The sequence below is a fragment of the uncultured Clostridium sp. genome, from assembly GCF_934754925.1.
Classification (GTDB): domain Bacteria; phylum Bacillota; class Clostridia; order Clostridiales; family Clostridiaceae; genus Clostridium.
Map to the genome: position 1 here is coordinate 13,828 of NZ_CAKVJA010000026.1, position 25,012 is coordinate 38,839.

A 25,012-nucleotide genomic window follows, 5' to 3' on the forward strand; every position below is an offset into this window, starting at 1 on the left:
TATAAAAGTTAAAAATATAAAAATTTTCTTTAAGTCTGTAGAAAATTCAATGACGTAAAGCTGATTTAATAATAGAAGAGTAATAAAAACTATAAGTAATATATTTAGAAATCCATTAATGAATTTATTCAAAAAAGATACCCCCTTAACAACTAAATGGAAAATATTTACAATTAAATTATACTATTAGCTTTACTTAATATCAATAGTGTAAAATTATGTTATACTAATTATTAGAGTTAAACTTATAATAAAATTTTATAGGAGGAAAGTATGGTAAATATAGAAGAAAGGCTAGTTAAAGAGTTAGGAATAACTTTAAAACAAGTTCAAAACGTAATTAAATTATTAGATGAAGGAAACACAGTTCCTTTTATCTCTAGATATAGAAAAGAACAAACTGGTGGATTAAGTGATGATGTTTTAAGAAAATTCTTTGAAAGATTAACTTATCTAAGAAATTTAAAGGAAAGAAAAGAAGATGTTTTAAGATTAATAGATGAGCAAGGAAAGTTAAATGATGATATAGTTAAAGCTTTAGAAAAGGCTGACACTTTAACAGAAGTTGAAGATATTTATAGACCTTATAAACAAAAGAAGAGAACAAGAGCGACAATAGCTTTAGAAAAGGGATTAAAGCCATTAGCTGATTTAATTCTAGAAGGAACTTTTAAAGGTGATATAAAAGAGGAAGCTAGTAAGTATATAGATGAGCAAAAGAAGGTACTCACTACAGATGAAGCTATAAATGGAGCTTTAGATATAGTAGCTGAGGTAATTTCTGATGATGCAGGATTTAGAAAATGGATAAGAGAGCTTGTAATGAGGGAGGGAAAAATAGAATCAAAAGGATCAAGTGAAGAACCAACACCTTTTGAAATGTACTATGAATATAGTGAAGATGTTAATAAGATTCCTGCTCATAGAATATTAGCTATAAATAGAGGAGAAAAGGAAAAAGTATTATCTGTTAAAATAGTAGCTAATGAAGAGAAAATAATAACATATCTTCAAAATAGATTATTAAAAAATAATGAAGTTACTGATGAATATTTAAAGTTAGCAATTAAAGATTCTCTTAAGAGATTAATATATCCTTCAATAGAAAGAGAAATAAGAAGTGAATTAACAGATAAAGGTGAAGAAGGAGCAATATTAATATTTAAAGAAAACTTAAAGGCTCTTTTAATGCAAGCACCGATAAAGGGAAAGGTAGTTATGGGGTATGACCCAGGGTTTAGAACTGGATGTAAGGTTGCAGTTTTAGATTCTACAGGTAAATTCTTAGAAAAAGCTACAGTATATCCGACTTTACCTAAAAATGATGTAGAGGGTACAAAGAAAATATTAAAAGAACTTATATATAAATATGATGTAGATGTTATTTCATTAGGAAATGGTACTGCATCTAGGGAATCTGAAGAAGTAGTTTCTGAAATGATAAGTGAAATTAAAAAGGAAACTGGAAAAGAACTAGCTTATGTAATAGTATCAGAAGCAGGGGCATCTGTATATTCTGCATCAGAACTTGCTGCTAAGGAGTATCCAGACTTAGATGTTACTATAAGGGGAGCTATTTCTATTGGAAGAAGACTTCAAGATCCTATGGCTGAGCTTGTAAAGATAGATCCTAAAGCAATTGGGGTTGGGCAATATCAACATGATGTTACTCCAAAGAAATTAGATGAATCATTAGCAGGTGTAGTTGAAGACTCTGTTAATAAGGTAGGGGTTGATTTAAATACTGCAACACCATCACTTTTAACATATATTGCAGGTGTTAATGCTTCAATAGCAAATAATATAGTTGCTTATAGAGATGAAGTAGGAGGATTTAAGAGCAGAAAAGAATTATTAAAGGTTAAGAGACTTGGTCAAAAGGCTTATGAACAATGTGCAGGATTCCTAAGAGTTATGGAAAGTAAGGAGCCTTTAGATAATACTTCAGTTCATCCAGAATCATATGAAGCAGCAGGAAAGCTTATTGAGATTTTAGGATATACTAAGGAAGATTTGAGAAATAGAAATTTAAATGATATAGAAGAAAGAGTTAGCTCAAAAGGATTAAATAATCTTGTTAATGAGCTTGAAATTGGAGAATTAACTTTAAAAGATATAATTAAAGAATTACAAAAACCAGGAAGGGATCCAAGAGAAGATATGCCTAAGCCAATTTTAAAAACTGGTGTTATAGACTTGAAGGATTTACAACCAGGAATGGAGCTTATGGGAACTGTAAGAAATGTATCAGACTTTGGTGCTTTTGTTGATATTGGGGTTCATCAAGATGGATTAGTTCATAAGAGTCAAATGGCTAATAAGTTTGTTAAGCATCCATTAGATATAGTTAAGGTTGGAGATGTAATTAAAGTTAGAATTATGGAAGTTGATGAAAAGAGAAAGAGAATTTCATTAACTATGAAAGATATTGATTAGTTAATTATTTATATTTAAATTAAATTTTGCTTGCATTATTTGTATAATGCAAGTTTTTTTTGTAAAAAAATATGATATTAATAGTTAAATTTAAATAATAAATAAAGAGTATTTTAGTAGAAGTGGATTTGTGAAAAGTCACAAAAAACAATAAAAATGCACTTTTGTAAATGATTACAAAAGCGTGTTAAAGTTATTTACAAAAAAATACATTTATGTAATTATAAATATGTAACCTAGGTTAAAAAATTAAATTAGAATAAAAATAATTTTAATATTAAGGAGGATTTTTATAAAAAAAATGAAAAAGTTTATTGCTATGATGCTTGCAGCAGGAATTATAGCTAGTACTGCAACTAATGTGTATGCATGGCAATATACTAATAATAACGGAACTGTTTATAACGATTCTAAGAAAACTTTAAATACAACTTATAGTAGTACTGGGGTAGTTAAAAATGGTTTAAAGTCAACAGTACACCAAGCTAGAATAAAGGCATATGATACTTATAATTCATCTAATGCTAAAAGTTACAGCGGGCCTATGAAAGTATATGGTCAAAAATCAACTGCAAAAACAGGAAATGTTAATTATATGAGACGTGTTAAATATTTAGATTTTAATTTAACTTAATATTAATAAAGTTAAAAGGGCATCAAAACAGTATATACTGTTTTGATGCTTAATTAATAGAATAAGGAGAAAAATAAAATTATGATTTTAAAAAGAACAATAGGATTATTAAGTGTAATAATATTATTATTTAATTTAATATCTTGTAAAGAAAAAGAAGCTATTGGAAGTTATAATATGTCATTGAGAGGTTTTGTTGAAGAAAAAGTGAATATAAATAATATTAGAGGTATAGAAGATATAAAAATGATTGATGATGATACTATAAAATTAATAGGTATGGATAATAACCTAAAAGAAGTAGTATTAATGTCAGAAGATAAAGGGAAAACATGGGTGGAAAAAGAAATAGAATTAACTGATTTAAAAAAAGACAGAATATTTTTTTAAAATGTTTTTAATAATGCAGATATATTAGCTATTGATGGAAGTGAAAATACTAATGAATTTATATTAATAAAAGATAATGGCTCGATAAAGGAAGTTAATATAGACGATAATGCATTTTCTAGAATAACTGTTTCAGAAAGTAATGATATTATAATATATGATATTTATAATATTTATATATATAATTTAAAAGATGGAAAATTAAAAAAGGAAATTGATTTAGATGATGAAATTATAAGTATATGTACAACTGATAAATATTTAATGGTACAAACCATACAAGCAGTAAAAAAATATAATTTAAATAATGGTGAGTTTATTGAAGATATAGAAGAGTTGCAAGAATATGTAGATGGGGATATAACTTATAAATTAAAATTATTTAATGGAAGTAAAGAGGATGAATTTTTTCTTGTAGATTCTACAGGAGTATATAGTGTAGATGATGAAAATTATAATATTAATGAAATAATAGATACTAATGCTTATTTATTTAACAGCAGTGAAATGGAATTATCACATTTTTTACAATTAGATAGTGAGAATTTCTTAGCTGTATATTATGGTGAAGATGGTATGGAAATGTATACATACTCTTATTCAGATGAATTAGCTAATAAAGAGCTTGAAGAAATAACAATTTATTCATTGTATGAAAGTGAATCTATAAGGCAATATAGTGCTCAGTATCAAAATGATAATCCAAATGTAGTTATTAATTATGAAGTAGGAATTACAGAAGATAGTGGACAAACAGAGAATGATGCTATAAAAGCTCTTAATACAGAATTAATGTCTGATAATGCACCAGATATATTATTTTTAGATAATTTATCATCAGACGATTTAATCAACAAAGGGATGTTAGAGGATATAAGTGATATAGTTAATAGTAAAAAAGAATCATTATTTGAGAATATTTTAGATGTATATTTTACAGAGGATAAAATATACTCATTACCACTAAGAGTTAAAATTCCAGTTATTTTTGGAGAAGAAGATATAATAAATAAATTTAGCAATTTGGAAAATATTTTAGATAACAAGGATGAAATTAATAATAGATTATTTGGAACCTATAGTGCTAGAGATATATTAAACTTAATGTATAATATAAATAACGATAAGCTAATTAAAAATAATATAATTAATATAAATGAAATAAAATTATTTTTAGAAAATATAAAAGAAATATATGAGTTTGAAAAAAGTAATATAGATGAAGATAGCTATAACAATTACTTAGAATATGCTGAACAAATGTCTAGTGAGTTTATGAAACAAATGTCGGAAGTTTATTTAGAAAAAAGTATTGATCCAATAGAAGTTCTTAGACCAGAATATTCTATGGATATTGGCTATATATCAAGTTTTTACGATTTAGCTAATATTTATACTGCTATGCAAGAAGATGAGAACTTAACATATAATACTTATGCAGGAAGTAATAAGTTTTTAGAAAAAAATATTATTTCAATAACTTCTAAGAGCAATAAGAAGGAAATTGCAAAGGACTTTATTTCATATGTAATTGATAAAAAGTCACAAGAAATTAATAATTATCAAGGTATTCCTATTAATAAGGAGGCTCTTTTAAGTATTTATAATAAGAATTTAGGAAATGATAATTTAGGAGGCGTTGGTATAAGTGGAGAAGGTTATGAGATTGATTTAGATATAAAATGTCCACCAGAAGAGGAATATAATAAGTTTGTAAATATAGTTAATAATTTAAGTTCACCTATTAATATTGATTCATATGTTTCAGAAGTAATTATTAATACTGGTGAAGAATATTTAGAAGATGAAATATCATTAGATGAAGCTTTAGAGAAAATAAATAGTGCTTTAGAAATATATTTAATGGAATAAAAAAAGAAATGAATCATACTATTGAAATATGAAAAAATTAGTAATATAATAAAAGCAAATAAATAAAAAATATCTTCAGGGCAGGGTGAAAGTCCCTACCGGCGGTATAGCCCGCGAGCAATTTTTGCAGATTCGGTGTAACTCCGAAGCCGACAGTAAAGTCTGGATGAAAGAAGGTAAGAGTTAAATTATATAAATATAGTATTGATAATAAGTTTATTATCTAATTTATAATTAAATTTATTGTATATATAAATTATATTTATTAATAGCTTTGTTTTTAATGCCCTGATGTTACAAACATCAGGGTTTTTTATATGTATTAAACATCATAAATGATACAAACTATTATCAAACATATTTATTAATTTAGCTAATGCCCCAGAGGATGACTTTTGGGAGGAGAAAGAGTATGAATTCATCAAAAAACTTAAACAAAATGATTAAAATTTCTTTATTAGCAGCTATTGCAGTGGTATTAATGTATTTTGATTTTCCTATAATACCTGCATTTCCATGGCTAAAAATTGATTTAAGTGAAGTTCCGGCTTTAATGGGGGGATTTGCATATGGACCAGTAGCTGGGGGAATAATAGTTATATTAAAGGTATTTTTAAGATTTTTAATAAAAGGAACAGAAACTGGTTTTGTAGGAGAGACTGCAAATATTATAGTTGGACTTGCATTAGTTGTTCCAGCAGCTTGGATATATAATAAAAATAAAAGTAAAAAGACAGCTATATTAGGTATGTTTATAGGTGCGTTAGTTATGCAAGTTTTAGGAATAATTTCAAATGTATATTTCTTATTACCTGCATATGGAATGCATTTAGAAGGAACTGCATTAATAAATTATATATTTTTAGGATTAGTACCTTTTAATGGAGTAAAGGCATTGATAGTTTGTATAGCAACATATTTACTATATAAAAGAGTATCACGTGCAATATTTAATGTTGATAGTAAGTTTGAAGTAAGAAAAAAAGAGGTAGCTTAATAATAAAAGAGGATAGCGTTGCTATCCTCTTTTCCACATTATAATGGCATCTTCACCATTGTCTGAATAATATCCTTTTCTTATACCTTCTTCTTTAAAGTTAAATTTCTTATAAAGATTTTGAGCAGGAGTATTTGAAGCTCTAACTTCTAAAGTAATATCTTCACAATTAAAAGTTTTGCACACATCAAATAATTTTATCAACAGATTTGAAGCAATCCCTTTTTTCCTATATTTTGAGCTTACAGCAATATTTGTAATATCACCTTCCCCAGCAATTATCCACACACCAACAAATCCAACTACTTCACCTGTGGATAAATCTTCTGCAATTACATATTTTGCTAATGGATTATTTAGCTCATTATTAATTGAATCTAAAGTCCAAGGAATAGCAAAACATTCTTTACTTAATTCATATACACCTTTTGCATGGCTTTCATCCATAAGACTATAATCTATTTTCATTTTTCATAGCCAGCCTTTGTTCAAGTTCTCTTTCAGCTTGAGGTTTTTTAATATAAAGTGGAGCAGAATTCATATCATCAACTTCACCAACTTTAATTTTTTCCATACCAAGCTCGCCTAGGGAAGAGGCTCTAATGATACTTAAATGATTTGGAGCAAATTCACAATTGTCAACATTCTTAGTTAAGAAATCTTTATGTTTATATACACCATCACCAGTGAATATAACTTTTTCACCTTTTTCATTTAAAATATCTGCAAGCTCAGTTAGTTCTAAAGCAGTGCACTCAAGTATTTTAACTAACTTACCATCTATATTTTTATAAAGACCAGTATAAACACTATCTCTTAAAGCATCCATAATTGGGCATATTATGCCATCAAATGTAATTAAAGAGTTTGCTAGTGCATCTAAACTTGAAATTGAAACATAAGGTTTATTAGAACCCATGCTTAATCCTTTAATAGTTGCCATTCCAATTCTAAGGCCAGTAAATGATCCAGGTCCTTTAGAAACTACAAAACCATCAACTTCATTTATATCAATTTGACAGTCTTTTAATAGCATTTCTATTTTTTCCATTAAGATAACAGAATGCTCTCTTTTAAAGTTTAAAGTATATTCACCAAGTACAAATTCATCCTTAAGTAAAGCAACTGTAGTTACTAAAGATGAAGAGTCAACGCTTAAAACTATCATATTTTTAACTCCTTTATATAATCATATCTTTCTCCATATGGAGTTATAGTGATTTTTCTATAATCTTCGCCTTTTTCTAAATCTTTTTCTATATAAATATGTAAAAAGTCTTTTGGAAGTATTTCTTCTATATAGTTAGCCCACTCTATAATTGAAACTGCATCAGAGAAAATGTAATCATCGAATCCTATTGCATATATTTCATCAGGATCTGAAACTCTATATACATCAAAATGATTTAATTTTAAACGACCAGAATCATATTCATTTACAATAGTAAAAGTAGGACTTGTTATATAATCAGTTATTTCTAAACCTTTAGCAATTCCTTTAGTTATATGAGTTTTACCAGTACCTAAATCTCCAGTTAAACAAACTATGTCACCAGATTTTAATAGTTTACCAAGGGCTATTCCAAGGTTAGTAGTTTCCTCCACGCTATTAACAGAAAAAATCATGTTAAAATCCTCCCTTTTTTAATTAACTATTTTATATTTTATCCAAAAAGTACGAAAAAGAAAAGAATAATAGAAAAATAGTAGAAAAAAATATTGATTTTATATTTAACATAATGTATAATATATATTGTACTTAGGGGTATCGTATATCGGTAGTACAGTAGTCTCCAAAACTATTAGGCTAGGTTCGATTCCTAGTACCCCTGCCAAAGAAGCTAGTAAGATTTTCTTGCTAGTTTTTTTTTATAAATTTTTTTACAAAAAATTTGTGACATTTTATAAAAAAGAACAAATGTTTGAATAAATTAAATGATAAAGTTAATAATTAAAAAAAGAAAATAGTTTGGAGTAGTAAGGAGAATTTATGGATAAGGCATTAGATATTTTAAAACAATATTATGGATATAGTTCATTTAGAGAAGGTCAAGAAGAAATAATAAGAGAAATACTGAATGAAAATGATGTTTTAACTATTATGCCTACAGGCGGAGGGAAATCAATTTGTTACCAAGTTCCGGCTATATTATTAGATGGTATAACAATAGTTATATCACCATTAATATCTCTTATGAAAGATCAAGTAGATAACATAAATAATTTAGGAATTAAGTCTGCTTATATTAATTCATCCTTAAGCAATATAGAAATAAATAATATTTTAGATGAAGCTGCAAGAAATGAAATAAAAATATTATATGTTGCACCTGAAAGATTAGAATCACAAGCTTTTTTAGAACTTATAGCTAGCATTAATGTTTCTATGGTTGCTATAGATGAGGCACATTGTGTGTCACAGTGGGGACATGATTTTAGAAGTAGCTATAGAAGAATAAGCAGGGTAATTTCATTATTAAGAAATAGACCAATAGTTACAGCTTTTACAGCAACAGCTACAGATGAAGTTAGAGAAGATATAATAAATTTACTTGAATTGAATAACCCTAAAATATTTATATCAGGATTTGATAGAAAGAATCTTAAGATAATAATAGAAAAAGGAGTAAATAAGAAAAATTATATTTTAGATTACATAAGTAATAATAGAAATGAATCAGGAATAATATATGCCTCAACAAGAAAAGAAGTAGATAATTTATATGAGTTATTAAATTCAAAAGGGTTGCAAGTTGAAAAATATCATGCAGGGCTTAGTGATGATTATAGAAAAACAGCCCAAGAAAATTTTATATATGATAAATGTAATATAATAATTGCTACTAATGCTTTTGGTATGGGAATAGATAAACCCAATGTTAGATATGTAATACATTATAATATGCCCAAAAATATTGAAGGATATTATCAAGAGATAGGAAGAGCAGGAAGAGATGGTGAAGAAAGTGAATGTATAATGCTGTTTTCGCCAGGAGATGTTCAAACACAAAAGTATATTATAGAGACTGCTACAGAAAGTAGCGTAAGAAAAGAAAGTGAACTTTCAAAGCTACAAACTATGATAAATCTTGTATATACTCAAGATTGTTATAGAAAATTTATATTAAATTATTTTGGTGAACAATATGATGAGAAGTGTAATAATTGTAGTAATTGTGAGGCACCAGGGGAATTAGTAGATAAAAGTGTGGATGCTCAAAAGGTTATTTCATGTGTCTATAGAATGAATCAAAGATTCGGAATTGGAATGGTAGTAGATGTACTTAGGGGTTCTAAGAACAAGAAAGTGTATGAATTAGGATTTGATGAATTATCAACTTATGGAATAGTAAAAAATTATACTAAAGATACATTGACAGAATTTGTTAATATGTTAATTTCACATGGATATTTAAACTATAAAGGAGAGTATCCAGTTTTAACATTAAATAAACAATCTATGGAGATTGTAAGAGGAGAAAGACAAGTATTTGTTAAAGAACAAGTAGTTAAGAAAATTAAAATAGAAGAAAATGAGTTATTTACTATATTAAAAGAGTTAAGAATGGATATTTCTAGAGAAGAAAAAATACCTCCATACATAATATTTGGAGACTCTACATTAAAAGAACTTAGTAATAGAATGCCAATAACAGATGAGCAATTCTTAGATATAAGTGGTGTTGGTAATTCTAAACTTAATAAATATGGCGAAAAGTTTATGGAAAAAATTAAAGAATATATTAATGAAAATAATATTGAGGCAAAATGGAGCTTTATTAGTAAGAAAAATAGTAATATATCATTTGATGAAGTTTTAGATAAGGAAAAGGAAAAGAAGAAAAAAGAAAAAAATAATAGTGAAGAAAAGAAAAAGTCATATGAGATAACTATAGACTTTATTAAATCTGGTAGTTCAATAAAAGAAGTTGTTAAGGAAAGAGAATTAACTTTAGTTACTGTAATGAATCATATTGAGCAATATATTGCTGAAGGAAATAAGGTAGATTTTGAAATACCTTTAGATGAGTTTTTCAATAATGATGAAGAAAAAATAGTTTTGAATGCTATAGATAAGGTTGGATATAATAAGTTAAAATCTATAAAGGAAGTAGTTCCAGAAGAAATAACATATGACACAATAAGAGCAGTAGTACTAAAAAAGATTATTAGCTGTAACTAGAAAAAAACAGTTGACAACTGTTATGTTAACATGGTACAATAGCTTTTGTTAAAGGGGTATCGTATATCGGTAGTACAGTAGTCTCCAAAACTATTAGGCTAGGTTCGATTCCTAGTACCCCTGCCATAAGACTTAGCAATTTTGCTAGGTCTTTTTTTATATAATATATGTATCTTATTTAATTGACAAGAAAATATTTATGGTGTTAAAATTAGGATAGCCTAAATTAAGAGTAGTTCTAGTTTAGGCTATTTTTTTACTACCATAAGAAAGGGGCAAAATATATGATAGTTGAAAAAGTTTTAAATAATAATGTAGTTGTTTCAATAGATCCAACAACTAGAAAAGAAGTAATTCTTATGGGAAGTGGGATAGCATTTAATAAAAAGCCAGGTCAATTAATAGATGCTAGAAGAATTGAAAAAACATTTATAGTGGATGATGAAAATTTAGGAAATAAAATTAAAAAATTAATTAATCAAATACCAGAAGGAATATTTGAATTAACAGATGAAATAATAACTCACGCAATAGTTGAGTTAAATGTTGAATTAGATAAGCAAATTTATGTTTCACTAGCAGATCATATAGCTTTTGCTGTAAAAAGATTTAAAAATGGAATTACTATAAAAAATGAATTGCTAAATGAAATAAGAAGAGTTCATAGAAATGAATTTAAAGTTTCATTATGGGCAGTTGATTATATAAATAAAAAGCTAGATATTCAGCTTCCAGAAGATGAAGCCGGATTTATAGCATTGCATTTTGTAAATGCAAGTTATAAAGAAACTACAATGAAATCTGTGGAATCAACCAAGATAATAAAGGATATATTAAATATAATTAAGTATTATTTTTCTATAGAATTAGATGAAGATGATTTAAACTATGATAGATTATTAACACACTTAAAGTATTTTGCAAAACGTATTGTTAATAATAATAAACAGAATATTAACGATTCCGGTTTTATAAAAGTTATATCAACTACATATCCAGAAGCATATGGGTGTGCAATAAAGATAGGTGAATATATAAGAAGTAATAATAATTATGATGTAAATGAGGATGAAATTGTATATCTAACTATGCATATACAAAGAGTTATATCTGTAGCAAGAGAAAAGAAAGAATCTAAAACCCTAAGCTAAAATTAAATTGGCTTAGGGTTTTAGATTTTAAGATTGATTAATCCATTCTGAATAAGATGTAGTATAATTATCAGATTTATTTTTTGAAACATAATCATAGAAGTCTTCTAAAAATTCAAATTGATGTTTGTTATCATGAAGATTAACACCGCCAACATTATATTGGTATGAGACTATTTGATCTAATGATAAGTTAGTAGTATTCATTAAAATTTGATACATTGACATAAAAGTAGTTGTTCTACCTTCACCAGCATCGCAATGAAAATGAAGATGTAAATCAGAAGGTTTTGTTTTAACAAATTCAACAAATTGATCAACAATTTCAGGAGTAGGAGCACCATTATCTCTTACTGCATATCTTTTATATTCCATACCGGCTTTATTAGCTACACATGATTCATTACTAACAAAATCCACAGTTATTTCTTTAAAAGGTCTACCTGTTTTTCTATAAATATTTAAATCATCATTAAGTTTTATTTTAGATAAAAGTGAATCTTCTGTTTTAATTGTTTGCTCTGTAGTGAAACCATTATTTAAATCCTTAGTACGATCAAAAAAGCTTATAGCATAATTATTAACTAATCCATGGGACTCTTGTCTTAAGTCTATAATACATATATTGGGTTTGTTTATAGTATTTTTTAAGTTATTTGCTTGTTCAGCTGTAAATTGAGCGCTACCAGAAATATTTAAATTAGGTATATCTCTAAACCTATCTGGTAATCCAGTAGTTGAAGTGCTATCTCTAACAATTAAGGTTTGATTTTTTTTATTAGATAGAGCATCAAAGGGAGAAGCAGATATTAAATTGATACTTAAAACTAATAGTGAAATACAAATAAATGTTTTCAAAATAAATTGTTTCATAGTTAAAACCTCCAATATTTTATTTATTTTATTAATATTTTTTGTATTAAATAATAAATTTATTCTAAATTATTAAATACATTATTCATACCATTAAATAAATATGGTAAAAATATTAATATAATAATTAAATTAGGAGAGATATAATGAGTGATACTTATCAAGAAAGAAAATATCCTGAAAAATCGTGGTCTATATCAAAAATGAAAACTTTAGAAAATTGTGAAAGAGATTATTATTATACATACTATGGAAGCCATAATGGTTGGATTTATACAAGTACAGATGAACAAAAAATGGCATGGAGATTAAAAAAGTTAACTAATTTATGGATGTGTTTTGGTGAAGTGGTTCATAAAGAAATTAAAGGCATAATAAATATATGTAAAAAAGATAAAACAAGGTTTATGAATGCAACAAGGTTTAATGAAGTAACTTTAAATAAGCTTAGAAATATAATACGAGAAAGTATCCAGAAGTATAACACTAAAGAATGGGATGAATATCCTAAAGGAATAATGCTTCAGGAGTATTATTATGGAGATAAGATATCAAAGCAAATTGGAAATGAGTTAAAAGAAAGATTAAGTCAATGTATAAATAGTTTTTATGTTTCAAAGAGTTTTGAAGATATTCTAAAATCAGAAACAGTAATTATAGAAAATGATGAAGATATATTCAGTAGTATTAATTATGATAGTTTAAAAGTATATTCTAAAATAGATTTATTATATAAAGATTATGATGGATACTATGTAATTGTAGATTGGAAAACAGGAAAAGCATCTGATAGTGATAAGGAGCAGTTATTGGTATATGCATGGTATGTAATGGAGGAATATGGTGTACATTATTCTAGAATTAAAGGTAGGATAGAATATCTTTTAGATGGACATGCAGAAGAAGTAATATTTAAACAAGAAGATATTGAATTTATAAAAAATAAGGTTTCTAATGATTTAAAAATAATAAATTATTATTTAGATGATATAGTTTTAAATAAACCAAAGGAAAAGGAAGTATTTCAAAAGACATTAAAAAATTATAAATGTAGTAATTGTAAGTTTAGAATATTATGTAATGATGATAGTGTTTAAAAATATATAATTTGGATAGAACTTATAAAAAGGATTTAACAAATTAAATCAAAGTTTAAGAGGTGAAGTATGAGTTTTATTCAAATTCAAGCTATAATTTTTCTTAGTATCGTTATATGTTCTATTATTGGTGGAAAGAAAGCATCATTAATGGCGAGTGCAATTTGGATTATAGAAACAATAGTAGTTTATAAAACTAGTAAAGTGAATTATCTACAAATTATATCAGTTTCTTTATCATTTCAAATAGGAATGTTAGTTGCCATAGTTAGAGATTTTATAGTTAAAAAGTTTAAGAAAGCAACAAATAAGGAAGTTAGTTAATATAATCCATAATAATGAAAAGTGGGTATTATTTACTTGTTATATAAAAACCTATACTGGTTAATATAATAGTGTAAACAGAAACAACTTAAATGTAAAACAAATATTTAAGTTAAGTTTACAAATTTACCGCTAACCAGAGGAGGAATCGATTATGTCAAAAACATTAGTTCCAGAAGCAAAACAAGGATTAAGTGCATTCAAGAACGAAGTTGCATCAGAAATGGGAGTACCATTTACAGATTACAATGGTAACTTAACATCTAGACAATGTGGTTCCGTAGGTGGTGAAATGGTTAAAAGAATGGTAGAACAATACGAAAGTGGATTAAAGTAAGAAACCATTAACGGCCACAATCAGACGGGTTAAAGGAAACAATACTTCGAGAGGGTGAGTACTGTTATGGGTGAAGAACCACCAAAAATTTAATCTATCATTCAAAAAAGGAGAAGAGAGATATTAAAGTAGAATTTATCTATAATAATATCTCTCTTTTCTTTTTATATAGATAATAGCAATATCTAAGAGTCTTTATAAGTAAGGTAATTTATGTTAAAATATGAACAAAGGTTCGTAAAATAGGTGATAGAATGAATAAAATTAAGGTATTGCATTGTGCTGATTTACATTTTGATACTCCTTTTAAAGAACTAGATAAAGAAGTTTCAGATATCAGTAAAAATGAGTTATTAGAGGTATTTAAAAATATAATAGATTTAGCTATAGATGAAAACGTAGAGGTATTACTTATTGCAGGAGATGTTTTTGATAATTTAACAGTAAATAAGAATACCTTATTTTTTATATCAGATCAAATTAAAAGAATAAAAAATATTAAGGTTTTTATTTCGCCAGGAAATCATGATCCATATAATGAAAAGTCCTTTTATAATATGATAAATTGGCCAGAAAATGTTCATATTTTTAAAGGTGATATGGAGTTTAAGGAAGTTGAAGAGTTAAATTTGATTGTTTGGGGGGCAGGTTTCAGAAACAACTATGAAAATGAAACTTTGTTGAAAAAAGTTAATATAGATAATGACAAAATAAATATTATGTTACTACATGGTGAGATAACATCAATTAATAGTAAAAACGAATATAATCCAATATATATAAATGATATATATGAATCTAATATGGATTACATTGCATTAGGACATAGACATAAGTTTTCTGGAATCTTAAGAGCAGGAATGACTACTTATGCATATAGTGGATGTCCTCAAGGAAGAGGATTTGATGAAGAAGGGGAAAAGGGAGTTATAGTTGGAGATGTATATAAGGGTGGAACTGATTTGAGGTTTTTTCCTGTGTATAAGAGAGAATATATTACAAGGGAAGTTGATATAACTAATACTTATAATCATGATGAAGTTGTTCATAAAATAGTATCAGAACTATATGATGAGGAAATTGATAATAATTTTTATAAGATTATATTAAAAGGTGAAATAAAAGAATATTTTAATTTAAATGAAAAATTACTTATAGAGAAATTAAAAGATAAATTTTATTATATTAAGATAATTAATAATACAAGTATAGAAGTAAACTTAGAAGAATTAAGTAGAGATTATTCTATAAAGGGAAAGTTTATATCTAAAATATTTGAACAATTAAAGTATTTAAGTGATGATGATAAGGAAATATTAGAACTGGCTTTAAGAATAGGAATTCAATGTCTCTCAGAAGATGAGGTAAATTTAAATGATTATTAAAAGAGTAAATATTATTGCATTTGGAGGATTAAAAGATAAAATAATAGATTTTGATAATGGAATAAACGTGATATATGGAGAAAATGAAGCTGGAAAAAGTACTATTCAATCATTTATTAAAATTTGGCTATATGGTATGTCAAGTTATAAGGGTAAGGATTATAAACAAAATGAAAGACTTAAGTATATGCCAAGTACAGGTGAGATTATTAGTGGAGAACTAACTGTAGAATTTAAAAATAAAGAGTATATGATTAAAAGAATCTTTGGAAAAAGTAAAAAGGAAGATACATCATATGTAATAGATGCTATTACAGGAGAAGAGGTAAGCCACATTTCAAAAGATGAGCCTGGAAGATATTTTTTAAATATAAATAGAGCTACTTTTATAAATACATTATTTATTGGACAATTAGACGTTAAAGTAAGAAAAGATAAAGAAGAAGAAATAATAGATAAAGTAGCAAATTCTATAGGGATAGGTGAGGGACAAGTATCTGTAGAGGTAGCAATTACAAAATTAAATAAGTATAAAAAGAATATATCAAACATTAGGAAGAATGGAAGTTTAGATATATTAAATGAAAAATATAGTAACTTACTTAGTGAAAGATATGAAGCTTATAATTTATCAAATCATAATTTAGATAATGAAAAATTGTTAATTAACTTAAACTTGGAAAAGAAAAATTTAAATAATGAAATTGATAACTTAGAGATATATAAAAGATTTTTAAAAAAGATAAAGCTTAAAAATGAATTTGAGAAAATAACACAATACTTTAAAAGAAAGCAAGAGTTAAAAAATAAGGAAAGGTATATCAATAAATTATTAACTTACAATGATGAATTTATAAATGATAAATTTATAAAGGAACTAAGAGAAGAGTATTCTTTATATTTAAGTATATTAGATGTAAGTAAAACAGAAAAAGAAAATATTAGAGAAAAAGAAGCAAGGATAAATGAATTAAAAGCTCCTTTAGATAAGTATGATTATATAGAACAATTTCCTCAAAATATATTAAATATATTAGAAAAATTAAATATAAGAAGAGAGGTATTAAAGGAAAAGGTTGATATAGATAAATCTATAGAGAGTGAAATTGATTTTTTAAATCTCAAAAAAATAGAAGCCAAAAAAATAATTGGAGATGCTTTAATAATTGAAGATTTTAGAGAAAAAATAGAAAATATAGTAGTTAGTTATGATGAAAAATTAAGAGAGTTAAAAGGAATAGTTGAAAGCAATACTGAGATTAAAAATAGTAATATATTTTATGGACTTTTAGGTGCAATATCGTTGATAGCTATAATATTAGCATTTGTTATAAATAATAATATGTTAAGTTTAAGTCTATATATAATTTTTACTATAATAATATTATTTTTATTAATTAATATTTATTTTAATAGGGGTAGGAAAAATAAAAAAATTGAAACAATAAAACGAGATATAAATAACATAGAAAAAGATTTAAATTATTATTGTAATATATTAAAAGTTAGTAGTTATAAAGAGTTATTTAAAAAGTTAAAGATATATGATGATTATAAAAAGCTTAAATTTAAAATTGATGAAAAGATTAATGAAAAGTTATCTAAGAGAGAGTTATTATCATTAGAAAAGGCTATAGATGAATATAATATTGTAAATAATGAAATAGAAAAATATTTAAGAATTTCTGAAGTAGATAATTTAGGGGAACTTATAAGTGAAATTAATAAGTATCAAGAGGCATCTAAGGGATTAGATATACTAAAAATTGAGTTAAAAAATTTGAAGTCTGGATTACAAAAAACAAAAGAACAATTAGAAATTAGAGAGAAAAAGATAAGAAGAAAGTTAGGTTCCATAGGCTTTGATAATATAAATATTTTAGAAGTTGAAGATATCTTAAAGGAGTTAGAAGAAAAACTGGAACTTAAAGATGAAATAAATAGGAATTTAGCATCGGTAGAAGAAGCATATCTTGCATTAACAAAAGGAAAAGATATAGATTTAATAAAAAAGGAATTAAGTGAGATAATTAATATTAACTTTAAATATTCTTATGAAAATGAAGAAGAGATAGATTCGGTTATTAAGCAGAAAAACTTAAAGTTATTAGAGGTTGAAAAAAACATTAAGGATATTGAAAATGAAATAAAGAATAGATTCAATGGGAAAAGAACAATACCAGAAATAGAAGAGGAAATTAAAAATGTTGAAGATGAAATAAAAGATAGGGAGAAGCAATTAAAAGCAAGTGGTCTTGCTATAGAAATTTTACAAGAGGCATATAAAGAATTAAGAGACAATTTTGGACCAATACTTAATAAAAATGTAGTAGAATCATTTAAAAACTTTACAGATGGAAAGTATAGTGAGGTTATGGTAGCAGATAATTATGAAATGAAGGTTAGAAATGAAAAGAATATAATGAAATCAGAAGTATTGAGTAATGGAGCTAATGATCAATTAAATTTATCTCTTAGATTAGCATTTATAGATATGATATTTAAAAGTAAAGATGTATCAATATACTTAGATGATGCTTTTGTCCAATATGACAATAAAAGAATAGAAAACACAATTAAATATTTAGTTAATTATAATTTTAAGCAATGTATTATATTTACTTGTCACAATAGAGAAGAGAGCATAATCTCAAAACATAATATAAAGCATAAATATATTAAATTACTAACATAAAGTATAATTTAATATGGATTAAATGGGAAAAATAGTCTAAACTTAAGAGTGTATATTTATTTAAAGAGGTAATAAGTAGATGGAAAATTCGTTGAATTATTATAAAAGCAATATAAGTAAGGTTAGTTGTAAATTAGAAAAGTTAGAGAAAAAACTTATAACTTTTTCAGTTATACGCTTTATTATTGTTATTGCTGGGTTAATAGCGATGTATTATTGCTATAAAAAAAATAGTATAGAAGGTGTTGGATTTAGTTTTCTATGTACGTTAATTATATTTTTAGTAATTGCATTTTTTCATAATGAAAAGATAAATAATAAAAAAAGATTGCTAATGATGTTAAATTATTATGAAAAAGGGATAAAGAGATTAGATAATACTTGGAAGGAATTTGATGATGTTGGTGAAGAATTTATCGATAGAAATCATAATTTCTCAAGTGATTTAGATATATTCGGTAAAAATTCCTTGTTCCAATGGATAAATTTAACTAAAACTAAATTTGGTAGAAAAAGATTAGCATATAAGATGATGGTAAAGGATTTACCTACAAGATATGAAATACAAGATAATCAAGAGGCTATAAAAGAGTTAGCTAAAAAAAGAGAATTTTGTGAAAGCTTATATTTTGAAGCAAGTATAGAAAATAAGAAAAAAGAAAATATAGAAGAGTTATTAAAATGGGCTAAAAGTGAAGAAAAAAATAGTTTTACAATAAAGTATATATCATACGTTTTCATAGCTATAACTGCGATAATTATATTTTTAGCAATTATAGGTCGTATTCCAATAACATATTTATTATTAGACTTGATGATAAACTATTTAGTTATTAAATTATTAACTAAAAGATTAAGTAGCGTAATAGATATATTTATAAAGAATAAAAGAGAAATAATTAAATATAGTGCTTTATTAGAATTAATACAAGATGAAAAATTTCAGTCTAAAAAGTTATTAGGGCTTCAAAAGGATTTACTAGGATCTAATATAAATTGTAAGTGCGAAATGAAAAAATTAAAAAATATAGTTAATTGGTTAGGGGATAGTACATCCAATGCTTACTATCTTATAATAAATGTATTTTTTATGAGTGATATTTTTATTCTTTGTAATTTAGAAGAATGGAGAATCAACAATGGTTATAAATTAGAAAAATGGCTAGAAATTATGGGAGAAATAGAAGCACTGGTAAGCTTATCAACTTTAGCATTTGAACATGAAGAGTGGGTTTATCCTACTATATCCGGAGTGAATGAGGTTGAAGCAAAAGCTTTAGCACATCCATTACTAGGGGATAGAGCTAAGTCAAATGATTTTAATCTTTATGGTAGTGAGAAAGTAGCTTTGATTACAGGATCTAATATGTCAGGAAAAAGTACTTTTTTAAGAACTATAGGATTTAATATGGTTTTAACGTATTTAGGGTTACCAACTTGTTCAAGAGCTTTTAAATGTGGAATAAGTAATATTTATACTTGTATGAGGACACAAGATAATTTAGAAGAAAATATATCTTCTTTTTACGCTGAAATATTAAGAATAAAATTGGTTATTGAGGCTGCTAAGTCAGGAGAAAAGGTATTTTTCTTGTTAGATGAAATATTTAAGGGAACTAATTCAAATGATAGACATGATGGAGCAAGAATATTAATAGAACAACTAGTTAAGCTTCAAGGAGTTGGATTAGTATCTACTCATGATTTAGAGTTATGCAATTTAGAAAAAGAAAAAAGTTGGTTGGTTAATTATAACTTTAGAGAATATTATAAGGATAATAAGATTAATTTTGATTATGTTCTCAGAAGAGGAAAAAGTGAGACACAAAATGCAAAGCATCTTATGAAGTTAGCTGGCATTGATATTGAAGATTAATTTGCTAATTTGACTTTTAAAATTTGTCATTAGTAGAAGGGTAGGGGAGAATTTTGGCTTTTATAATAGTAGATTTAGAATTTAATAATTTAAGTGGAATACATAAGTGTATTCCTAATGTATACAATGAATATCCAAACTTGAAAAAGCTAGATTTAGTAAATGAAATAATAGAAATAGGGGCAGTTAAACTAGATGCTCATATGCAACCTTGTGAAGAACTAAAGGTATTTATAAAGCCATCAGTTATTCCAGTTATAAATCCTAAGATATTAGATATAACAAAAATAGATATAAGGGACTTAGAAAATGGTGTTCATTTTATAGAAGGACTTAATAAGCTGAGGGATATGGTTAGTGATGGTGATATAATTTGTTCGTGGGCTAAGGATGATATAGCAGAAATAATAAGAAATGCAAATCATTATTGTTATAATGACTTAAGTTGGATTAACAATTATTTAGATATTCAAGAGTATGTTACAAAGATATTAGGCTTTAGAAAGTCATTGAGTTTGAAAAATGCACTTAAGGCATTAAAAATAAAAGTGAATGAAGATTCATTACATGATGCTTTAAATGATTCTATATATACGGCACATGTATTTAAAAATGTATATAATGCTAGAGCTATAAAAAGGTATATAATAGAGGATGTTTATAAGATGCCAGCTTTAGAAGTAACTTCTTTAGAGGGAATAGAACTGAATTATGATAAAATAAATCAAATATGTCCTAAATGCCAAAAAAAAATTGAGATAGACTACCCATTTAGTGTAGTAGGGTGGAGGTTTATATGTCTTGGAACATGTACAAAATGCAATAGTAGAATTTTAGATGAACTTATTGTTAGAAAGAGTTTATGTGGTGAAGAGATATATAAAGAAGTTGCAACTGTAATAGATGAATATGATTATTTGAGATATGAAAATAAATTAAAGCATAAAGTTTATAATTAAATTATATTGCATTAATAAATTATTAAAATTTAAAGATAATATAACAATTATATTCTATATATGATAAAATGAAGAAGAAGTATTATTTAAAGGAAGGGAAGAAGATATGAATATTGCATTTCTTTTAACTCCTAAAAATGAGGTTATTTATGAATATATAGATGCAACAATGAGGCAAGTAATTGAGAGGATGGAGCATCATGGTTATACAGCAATACCACTAATAGACAAGCATGGAAGATATGTTGGAACTTTAACAGAAGGGGATTTGTTGTGGAAGCTAAAAAATACTGAAAATCTTAATTTTAAAAATACAGAAAATGTTAAAGTAAGCGAAATAGCTATAAGAACAAAACATAAGAGTGTTTCTATTAACGCAGATGTTGAAAGTATTATTAGATTAGCTACAACTCAAAATTTTGTACCAGTAGTTGATGATGAAGGTATATTTATAGGAATAATAAAGCGTAGTGACATAATAAATTATTGTTACAATGCAATAAAGAAAAATAAAAAAATATTATAGAGTTTAAATAAAGCTACTTTGTTGAAGAGTAGCTTTTTTATTTCTTTTACTTGTATAAAATTTACTGGTGCCTTAAAATTAAATATGAGATATTTTTACAAAGGAGTGGATACTATGTCAGTTGAATTAAATGAAAATTCAATGAGAGATCTTTTAAAGGAATTTGATGTTAAGAGAATTAATTCAGGAGATATATTAAAAGGTCAAATTATAGATGTTAATGAAAAAGAAGCTACAGTTAATATCAATTATGCATTTGATGGAGTAATAGAAAAGGAAGAATTAGTAGTGGGAGATGTTTCACCAGTAGAAGTTGTGAAGCCGGGAGATATATTAGATGTATACGTTATTTCTCCAAACGATGGTGAAGGATATGTTCAGCTTTCAAGATTAAGAGCACTACAAATAACTGAGAAAAAAGATTTACAAAAAGCTTTTAAAAATGAAGAAGTTATAAAGGTTTTAGTAAAAGAAGAAGTTAAGGGTGGATTAGTTGCATACTATGGTTCAATCAGAGTATTTATTCCAGCTTCATTAGCTTCAAGAGAAAGAATAGAATTAAGTACTTTATTAGGAAAAGAAATTGAAGTTAAATTAACAGAATTAGATTTAAGAAATAGAAAAGTTGTTGCTTCTAGAAGAGTATTAGAAGAAGAAGCTTATCAAACTAAGAAAAAAGAACTTTGGAAGAATGTAAAGAGCGGAGAAAAAAGAGAAGGTATAGTTAAGAAAATTATTAAGGTTGGAGCTATTGTAGATATTGGTGGAATTACTGGATTAATTCACATTAATGATTTAGCTTGGGAAAGAGTTAAAAAAGTTGAGGATATAGTAAATGTTGGAGATAATGTTACTGTATTTGTTGGTGATGTAGATGCAGAGCATGAGAGAGTATCTTTAATACTAAAAGATGTAGATAAAGAGCCTTGGAAAGTTCATGCGGATAATATAAAAAGTGGTGATATAATAGAAGGTAAAGTAGTTAAGTTTATGTCATTTGGAGCATTTGTAGAGTTATTCCCTGGAGTTGAAGGATTAGTTCATATAAATGAAATTACAGATGAAAACATAACTAAACCTTCAGATATTCTTGAAATAGGACAAATGGTTAAAGTTAAGGTTTTAGATGTTAACAAAGAAAATAAAAGAATTTCTTTAAGTATTAAAGACGCAGTTGAGAGATCAAGTGAGTACTTACAATATAATGATAATGATGATGATGTTACATTAGGAGATTTATTTAAAGATTTATTTTAATTAAGGAAAGAGATAAGGTGTAAATTTAAAGATTCCATAAGGAAATTGAAATATACATTCTTATCTCTTAAATTTTATATTTTTTAAATCTTTTCTATCTTAAGCATATTAGTTCCACCAGTATAATTAGTTGGCATACCTGCAGCTACTATAATATCATTACCTTCATGAGCTATATTTAAATTTTTTACAATTGATTTTGCTTCAGTTAGAATTTCATCTGTAGTTGTGAATTGTTGACAAAGTACTGGAAATACTCCGAAGTTTAAACTTAATCCCCTCATAACTTTAGAATGAGGTGTTATTGCAATAATAGGACATTTAGGTTTGTATTTTGAAACAAGTTTTGCAGTTGAACCAGAGTTAGTTGCTGCAACTATTGCTTTAGCGTGTAGAACATTAGATGTTCTACAAGTGGAATAACTTATAGCTTCAGCAAAATCATACATAGCTGGTTCTTTTAATCTTTGGTTTAAGTAATTATAATCTAAATGAGCCTCAGTTTCTTTAGCTATTTTAGACATTGTTTCTGCAGCTTCAATTGGATATAGCCCACTAGCACTTTCTCCACTAAGCATAATTGCATCAGTTCCATCAAAAATGGCATTACAGATATCACAAGCTTCAGCTCTTGTAGGAATTGAATTTCTTATCATTGAGTCAAGCATTTGAGTTGCAGTAATAACAATTTTTCCTGCTTCATTACATTTCTTTATTATATTCTTTTGAATAATGGGAACTCTTTCTATTGGAATTTCAACACCCATATCACCTCTAGCAACCATTATTCCATCGGCAACCTCTAAGATGGAATCTATATTATTTACACCTTCTTGACTTTCTATTTTAGCTATTATTTGAATATTTTTACCAGAATGAGAATTTAATAAAGTTCTTATTTCAGTAACATCGGATGCTTTTCTAACAAATGAGGCAGCTATAAAGTCTACTTCCATTTCACAACCAAAAATCAAGTCAGCTTTATCTTTTTCAGTTACAGAGGGTAGATTAATACTAACATTAGGTACATTTACCCCTTTATGATTTTTAATAACTCCATCATTTAATACTTTACATATTATATGTTTATTTTTAATATCTAAAATTTCAAAAGATAGTAATCCATCATCAACGAGTATTATTCCTCCAACATGTACATCTTTATATAGTTCTTCATAAGTAATAGAACAGGAATTAGTGTTTCCTAATATTTCTTCTCCGCATACAAATGTGAAATTTTGGCCAGCTTTTAACTCTACACCATCATTAATAAAGTTATGAGTTCTTATCTTAGGCCCTTTAATATCTAGCATTATAGCAGTTGGTGTATTAAGAGTAGTTCTTATTTTTTTTATTAAGTTTATTTTATTTTTATGAGTTTCATGAGTTCCATGGGAAAAGTTTAACCTAGCCACATTCATACCAATTTTTATAAATTCAGTTAGTATTCTTTCATTATCGCTTGCAGGTCCAATTGTAAAAATCATTTTAGTCTTTTGCATAAAACCACCTCACTTTAATTAAAATAAAAAATATGGAATAATAAATCTAAGAGCTATATAGATATGATATACTAATTAATATATGATTATTTTAACATAATTAAACAGCGAGGAGACTTAAATATGAAAATTTTACAAAATTTAGAACCAAAAGAAGTTTTCGAGTATTTTGAACAGATTTCAAATATTCCAAGAGGATCAGGCAATGAAAAAGGAATAAGTGACTACTTATTAAATTTTGGTAGAAGCCTAGGTCTTGAATCAATTCAAGATAAAGCATTAAATGTTATTATTAAAAAACCAGGAACAAAAGGATATGAAAATGCTCCAACTGTTATTATTCAAGGACACATGGATATGGTTTGTGAAAAAAATAATGGAGTAGAACATGACTTTGAAAAGGATCCATTAAAATTAAGAATAGTAGATGATTATATATACGCAACAGATACAACATTAGGAGCTGATAATGGTATTGCAGTTGCTTATGCTATGGCAATATTAGCTTCAAAAGATAT

The 25,012-nt window shown here is 26.2% G+C and carries 21 protein-coding genes, 2 tRNA genes, 1 pseudogene and 1 riboswitch; of the genes and pseudogenes, 19 read left to right on the plus strand and 5 right to left on the minus strand.

What is annotated here, in order from left to right; translation table 11 throughout:
* Positions 1–273 precede the first annotated feature (273 nt).
* The 5 genes from Q0G30_RS09350 (at position 274) to Q0G30_RS09370 (ending at position 6,329) form a co-directional block, all read left to right on the plus strand.
* On the plus strand, positions 274–2,436 hold the full coding sequence (locus Q0G30_RS09350) for a Tex family protein (protein WP_294389163.1): 2,163 nt from the start codon (positions 274–276) through the stop codon (positions 2,434–2,436).
* Between the two features lie 301 nt (positions 2,437–2,737).
* Positions 2,738–3,070: a hypothetical protein gene (locus Q0G30_RS09355; RefSeq protein WP_294389165.1), complete on the plus strand. Its 333-nt coding sequence runs from the start codon at positions 2,738–2,740 to the stop codon at positions 3,068–3,070.
* 81 nt (positions 3,071–3,151) lie between these two features.
* A complete protein-coding gene (locus Q0G30_RS09360) occupies positions 3,152–3,460 on the plus strand; it encodes a hypothetical protein (RefSeq protein WP_294389166.1) in 309 nt (102 codons plus the stop codon).
* 264 nt (positions 3,461–3,724) lie between these two features.
* Positions 3,725–5,332, plus strand: coding sequence for an ABC transporter substrate-binding protein (locus Q0G30_RS09365; protein ID WP_294389169.1), 1,608 nt, complete (start codon positions 3,725–3,727; stop codon positions 5,330–5,332).
* Positions 5,333–5,399: 67 nt separating this feature from the next.
* A riboswitch (FMN riboswitch) is annotated at positions 5,400–5,514 on the plus strand.
* A 230-nt stretch (positions 5,515–5,744) separates the two neighbouring features.
* Positions 5,745–6,329: an ECF transporter S component gene (locus Q0G30_RS09370; protein ID WP_294389171.1), complete on the plus strand. Its 585-nt coding sequence runs from the start codon at positions 5,745–5,747 to the stop codon at positions 6,327–6,329.
* A 21-nt stretch (positions 6,330–6,350) separates the two neighbouring features.
* Here Q0G30_RS09370 and rimI read toward each other — a convergent pair whose 3' ends face one another.
* Genes rimI through tsaE form a run of 3 tightly spaced genes read right to left on the minus strand, consistent with a single transcriptional unit; the run spans position 6,351 to position 7,955 of the window.
* Positions 6,351–6,797 (minus strand): ribosomal protein S18-alanine N-acetyltransferase, encoded by a 447-nt coding sequence (rimI, locus tag Q0G30_RS09375; protein ID WP_294389173.1) that lies wholly within the window; start codon positions 6,795–6,797, stop codon positions 6,351–6,353.
* On the minus strand, positions 6,781–7,497 hold the full coding sequence (tsaB, locus tag Q0G30_RS09380) for a tRNA (adenosine(37)-N6)-threonylcarbamoyltransferase complex dimerization subunit type 1 TsaB (RefSeq protein ID WP_294389175.1): 717 nt from the start codon (positions 7,495–7,497) through the stop codon (positions 6,781–6,783). Before tsaB ends, rimI begins: the two co-directional genes overlap by 17 nt.
* A complete protein-coding gene (gene tsaE / locus Q0G30_RS09385) occupies positions 7,494–7,955 on the minus strand; it encodes a tRNA (adenosine(37)-N6)-threonylcarbamoyltransferase complex ATPase subunit type 1 TsaE (RefSeq protein ID WP_195467324.1) in 462 nt (153 codons plus the stop codon). The genes tsaB and tsaE overlap by 4 nt, the downstream gene beginning before the upstream one ends.
* Positions 7,956–8,090: 135 nt before the next feature.
* Here tsaE and Q0G30_RS09390 point away from each other — a divergent pair.
* The 4 genes from Q0G30_RS09390 (at position 8,091) to licT (ending at position 11,663) form a co-directional block, all read left to right on the plus strand.
* Positions 8,091–8,164: transfer RNA gene (locus Q0G30_RS09390), tRNA-Trp, on the plus strand.
* A gap of 155 nt (positions 8,165–8,319) precedes the next feature.
* Positions 8,320–10,512, plus strand: coding sequence for a DNA helicase RecQ (gene recQ, locus Q0G30_RS09395; protein ID WP_294389177.1), 2,193 nt, complete (start codon positions 8,320–8,322; stop codon positions 10,510–10,512).
* Between the two features lie 52 nt (positions 10,513–10,564).
* Positions 10,565–10,638 (plus strand) — tRNA-Trp (locus tag Q0G30_RS09400).
* Between the two features lie 158 nt (positions 10,639–10,796).
* Positions 10,797–11,663 carry a BglG family transcription antiterminator LicT gene (gene licT / locus Q0G30_RS09405; protein ID WP_294389179.1) on the plus strand — a complete coding sequence of 289 codons (867 nt, stop codon included), beginning with the start codon at positions 10,797–10,799 and terminating at the stop codon, positions 11,661–11,663.
* A gap of 27 nt (positions 11,664–11,690) precedes the next feature.
* Here licT and Q0G30_RS09410 read toward each other — a convergent pair whose 3' ends face one another.
* Complete coding sequence (locus tag Q0G30_RS09410) at positions 11,691–12,536, minus strand: phosphatase (protein WP_294389181.1); 846 nt, start codon at positions 12,534–12,536, stop codon at positions 11,691–11,693.
* A 146-nt stretch (positions 12,537–12,682) separates the two neighbouring features.
* Here Q0G30_RS09410 and Q0G30_RS09415 point away from each other — a divergent pair, with 146 nt between their 5' ends.
* The 9 genes from Q0G30_RS09415 to rpsA all read left to right on the plus strand — a co-directional run bounded on the left by Q0G30_RS09415 (position 12,683) and on the right by rpsA (position 22,992).
* Positions 12,683–13,633, plus strand: a complete 951-nt coding sequence (locus tag Q0G30_RS09415) for a PD-(D/E)XK nuclease family protein (protein ID WP_291658364.1) — start codon at positions 12,683–12,685, stop codon at positions 13,631–13,633.
* A gap of 69 nt (positions 13,634–13,702) precedes the next feature.
* On the plus strand, positions 13,703–13,957 hold the full coding sequence (locus Q0G30_RS09420; protein WP_294389184.1) for a hypothetical protein: 255 nt from the start codon (positions 13,703–13,705) through the stop codon (positions 13,955–13,957).
* Between the two features lie 154 nt (positions 13,958–14,111).
* Positions 14,112–14,294 carry an alpha/beta-type small acid-soluble spore protein gene (locus Q0G30_RS09425; RefSeq protein ID WP_195986300.1) on the plus strand — a complete coding sequence of 61 codons (183 nt, stop codon included), beginning with the start codon at positions 14,112–14,114 and terminating at the stop codon, positions 14,292–14,294.
* Positions 14,295–14,548: 254 nt separating this feature from the next.
* Positions 14,549–15,679: a DNA repair exonuclease gene (locus Q0G30_RS09430; protein ID WP_294389186.1), complete on the plus strand. Its 1,131-nt coding sequence runs from the start codon at positions 14,549–14,551 to the stop codon at positions 15,677–15,679.
* On the plus strand, positions 15,669–18,374 hold the full coding sequence (locus Q0G30_RS09435) for an AAA family ATPase (protein ID WP_294389189.1): 2,706 nt from the start codon (positions 15,669–15,671) through the stop codon (positions 18,372–18,374). The genes Q0G30_RS09430 and Q0G30_RS09435 overlap by 11 nt, the downstream gene beginning before the upstream one ends.
* A 79-nt stretch (positions 18,375–18,453) precedes the next feature.
* Positions 18,454–20,250, plus strand: coding sequence for a DNA mismatch repair protein MutS (locus tag Q0G30_RS09440; RefSeq protein ID WP_294389190.1), 1,797 nt, complete (start codon positions 18,454–18,456; stop codon positions 20,248–20,250).
* 53 nt (positions 20,251–20,303) lie between these two features.
* Complete coding sequence (locus tag Q0G30_RS09445; protein WP_294389193.1) at positions 20,304–21,209, plus strand: 3'-5' exonuclease; 906 nt, start codon at positions 20,304–20,306, stop codon at positions 21,207–21,209.
* Between the two features lie 106 nt (positions 21,210–21,315).
* Positions 21,316–21,735, plus strand: coding sequence for a CBS domain-containing protein (locus Q0G30_RS09450; protein WP_294129680.1), 420 nt, complete (start codon positions 21,316–21,318; stop codon positions 21,733–21,735).
* Positions 21,736–21,849: 114 nt separating this feature from the next.
* Positions 21,850–22,992 (plus strand): 30S ribosomal protein S1, encoded by a 1,143-nt coding sequence (rpsA, locus tag Q0G30_RS09455; RefSeq protein ID WP_294389194.1) that lies wholly within the window; start codon positions 21,850–21,852, stop codon positions 22,990–22,992.
* Between the two features lie 83 nt (positions 22,993–23,075).
* Here the strand turns inward: rpsA and pyk are convergent, their stop codons facing one another.
* Positions 23,076–24,494, minus strand: coding sequence for a pyruvate kinase (pyk, locus tag Q0G30_RS09460; RefSeq protein ID WP_294389196.1), 1,419 nt, complete (start codon positions 24,492–24,494; stop codon positions 23,076–23,078).
* 123 nt (positions 24,495–24,617) lie between these two features.
* Between pyk and Q0G30_RS09465 the strand changes: the two are divergent.
* Positions 24,618–25,012: pseudogene (locus Q0G30_RS09465) on the plus strand (aminoacyl-histidine dipeptidase); the annotation flags it as partial.

Bases quoted from the DNA above. Each gene is read 5' to 3' on its own strand.
- Q0G30_RS09350 (WP_294389163.1), top strand. From the start codon at position 274: ATGGTAAATATAGAAGAAAGGCTAGTTAAAGAGTTAGGAATAACTTTA.
- Q0G30_RS09355 (WP_294389165.1), top strand. From the start codon at position 2,738: ATGAAAAAGTTTATTGCTATGATGCTTGCAGCAGGAATTATAGCTAGT.
- Q0G30_RS09360 (WP_294389166.1), top strand. From the start codon at position 3,152: ATGATTTTAAAAAGAACAATAGGATTATTAAGTGTAATAATATTATTA.
- Q0G30_RS09365 (WP_294389169.1), top strand. From the start codon at position 3,725: ATGGTACAAACCATACAAGCAGTAAAAAAATATAATTTAAATAATGGT.
- Q0G30_RS09370 (WP_294389171.1), top strand. From the start codon at position 5,745: ATGAATTCATCAAAAAACTTAAACAAAATGATTAAAATTTCTTTATTA.
- rimI (WP_294389173.1), bottom strand. From the start codon at position 6,797: ATGAAAATAGATTATAGTCTTATGGATGAAAGCCATGCAAAAGGTGTA.
- tsaB (WP_294389175.1), bottom strand. From the start codon at position 7,497: ATGATAGTTTTAAGCGTTGACTCTTCATCTTTAGTAACTACAGTTGCT.
- tsaE (WP_195467324.1), bottom strand. From the start codon at position 7,955: ATGATTTTTTCTGTTAATAGCGTGGAGGAAACTACTAACCTTGGAATA.
- recQ (WP_294389177.1), top strand. From the start codon at position 8,320: ATGGATAAGGCATTAGATATTTTAAAACAATATTATGGATATAGTTCA.
- licT (WP_294389179.1), top strand. From the start codon at position 10,797: ATGATAGTTGAAAAAGTTTTAAATAATAATGTAGTTGTTTCAATAGAT.
- Q0G30_RS09410 (WP_294389181.1), bottom strand. From the start codon at position 12,536: ATGAAACAATTTATTTTGAAAACATTTATTTGTATTTCACTATTAGTT.
- Q0G30_RS09415 (WP_291658364.1), top strand. From the start codon at position 12,683: ATGAGTGATACTTATCAAGAAAGAAAATATCCTGAAAAATCGTGGTCT.
- Q0G30_RS09420 (WP_294389184.1), top strand. From the start codon at position 13,703: ATGAGTTTTATTCAAATTCAAGCTATAATTTTTCTTAGTATCGTTATA.
- Q0G30_RS09425 (WP_195986300.1), top strand. From the start codon at position 14,112: ATGTCAAAAACATTAGTTCCAGAAGCAAAACAAGGATTAAGTGCATTC.
- Q0G30_RS09430 (WP_294389186.1), top strand. From the start codon at position 14,549: ATGAATAAAATTAAGGTATTGCATTGTGCTGATTTACATTTTGATACT.
- Q0G30_RS09435 (WP_294389189.1), top strand. From the start codon at position 15,669: ATGATTATTAAAAGAGTAAATATTATTGCATTTGGAGGATTAAAAGAT.
- Q0G30_RS09440 (WP_294389190.1), top strand. From the start codon at position 18,454: ATGGAAAATTCGTTGAATTATTATAAAAGCAATATAAGTAAGGTTAGT.
- Q0G30_RS09450 (WP_294129680.1), top strand. From the start codon at position 21,316: ATGAATATTGCATTTCTTTTAACTCCTAAAAATGAGGTTATTTATGAA.
- rpsA (WP_294389194.1), top strand. From the start codon at position 21,850: ATGTCAGTTGAATTAAATGAAAATTCAATGAGAGATCTTTTAAAGGAA.
- pyk (WP_294389196.1), bottom strand. From the start codon at position 24,494: ATGCAAAAGACTAAAATGATTTTTACAATTGGACCTGCAAGCGATAAT.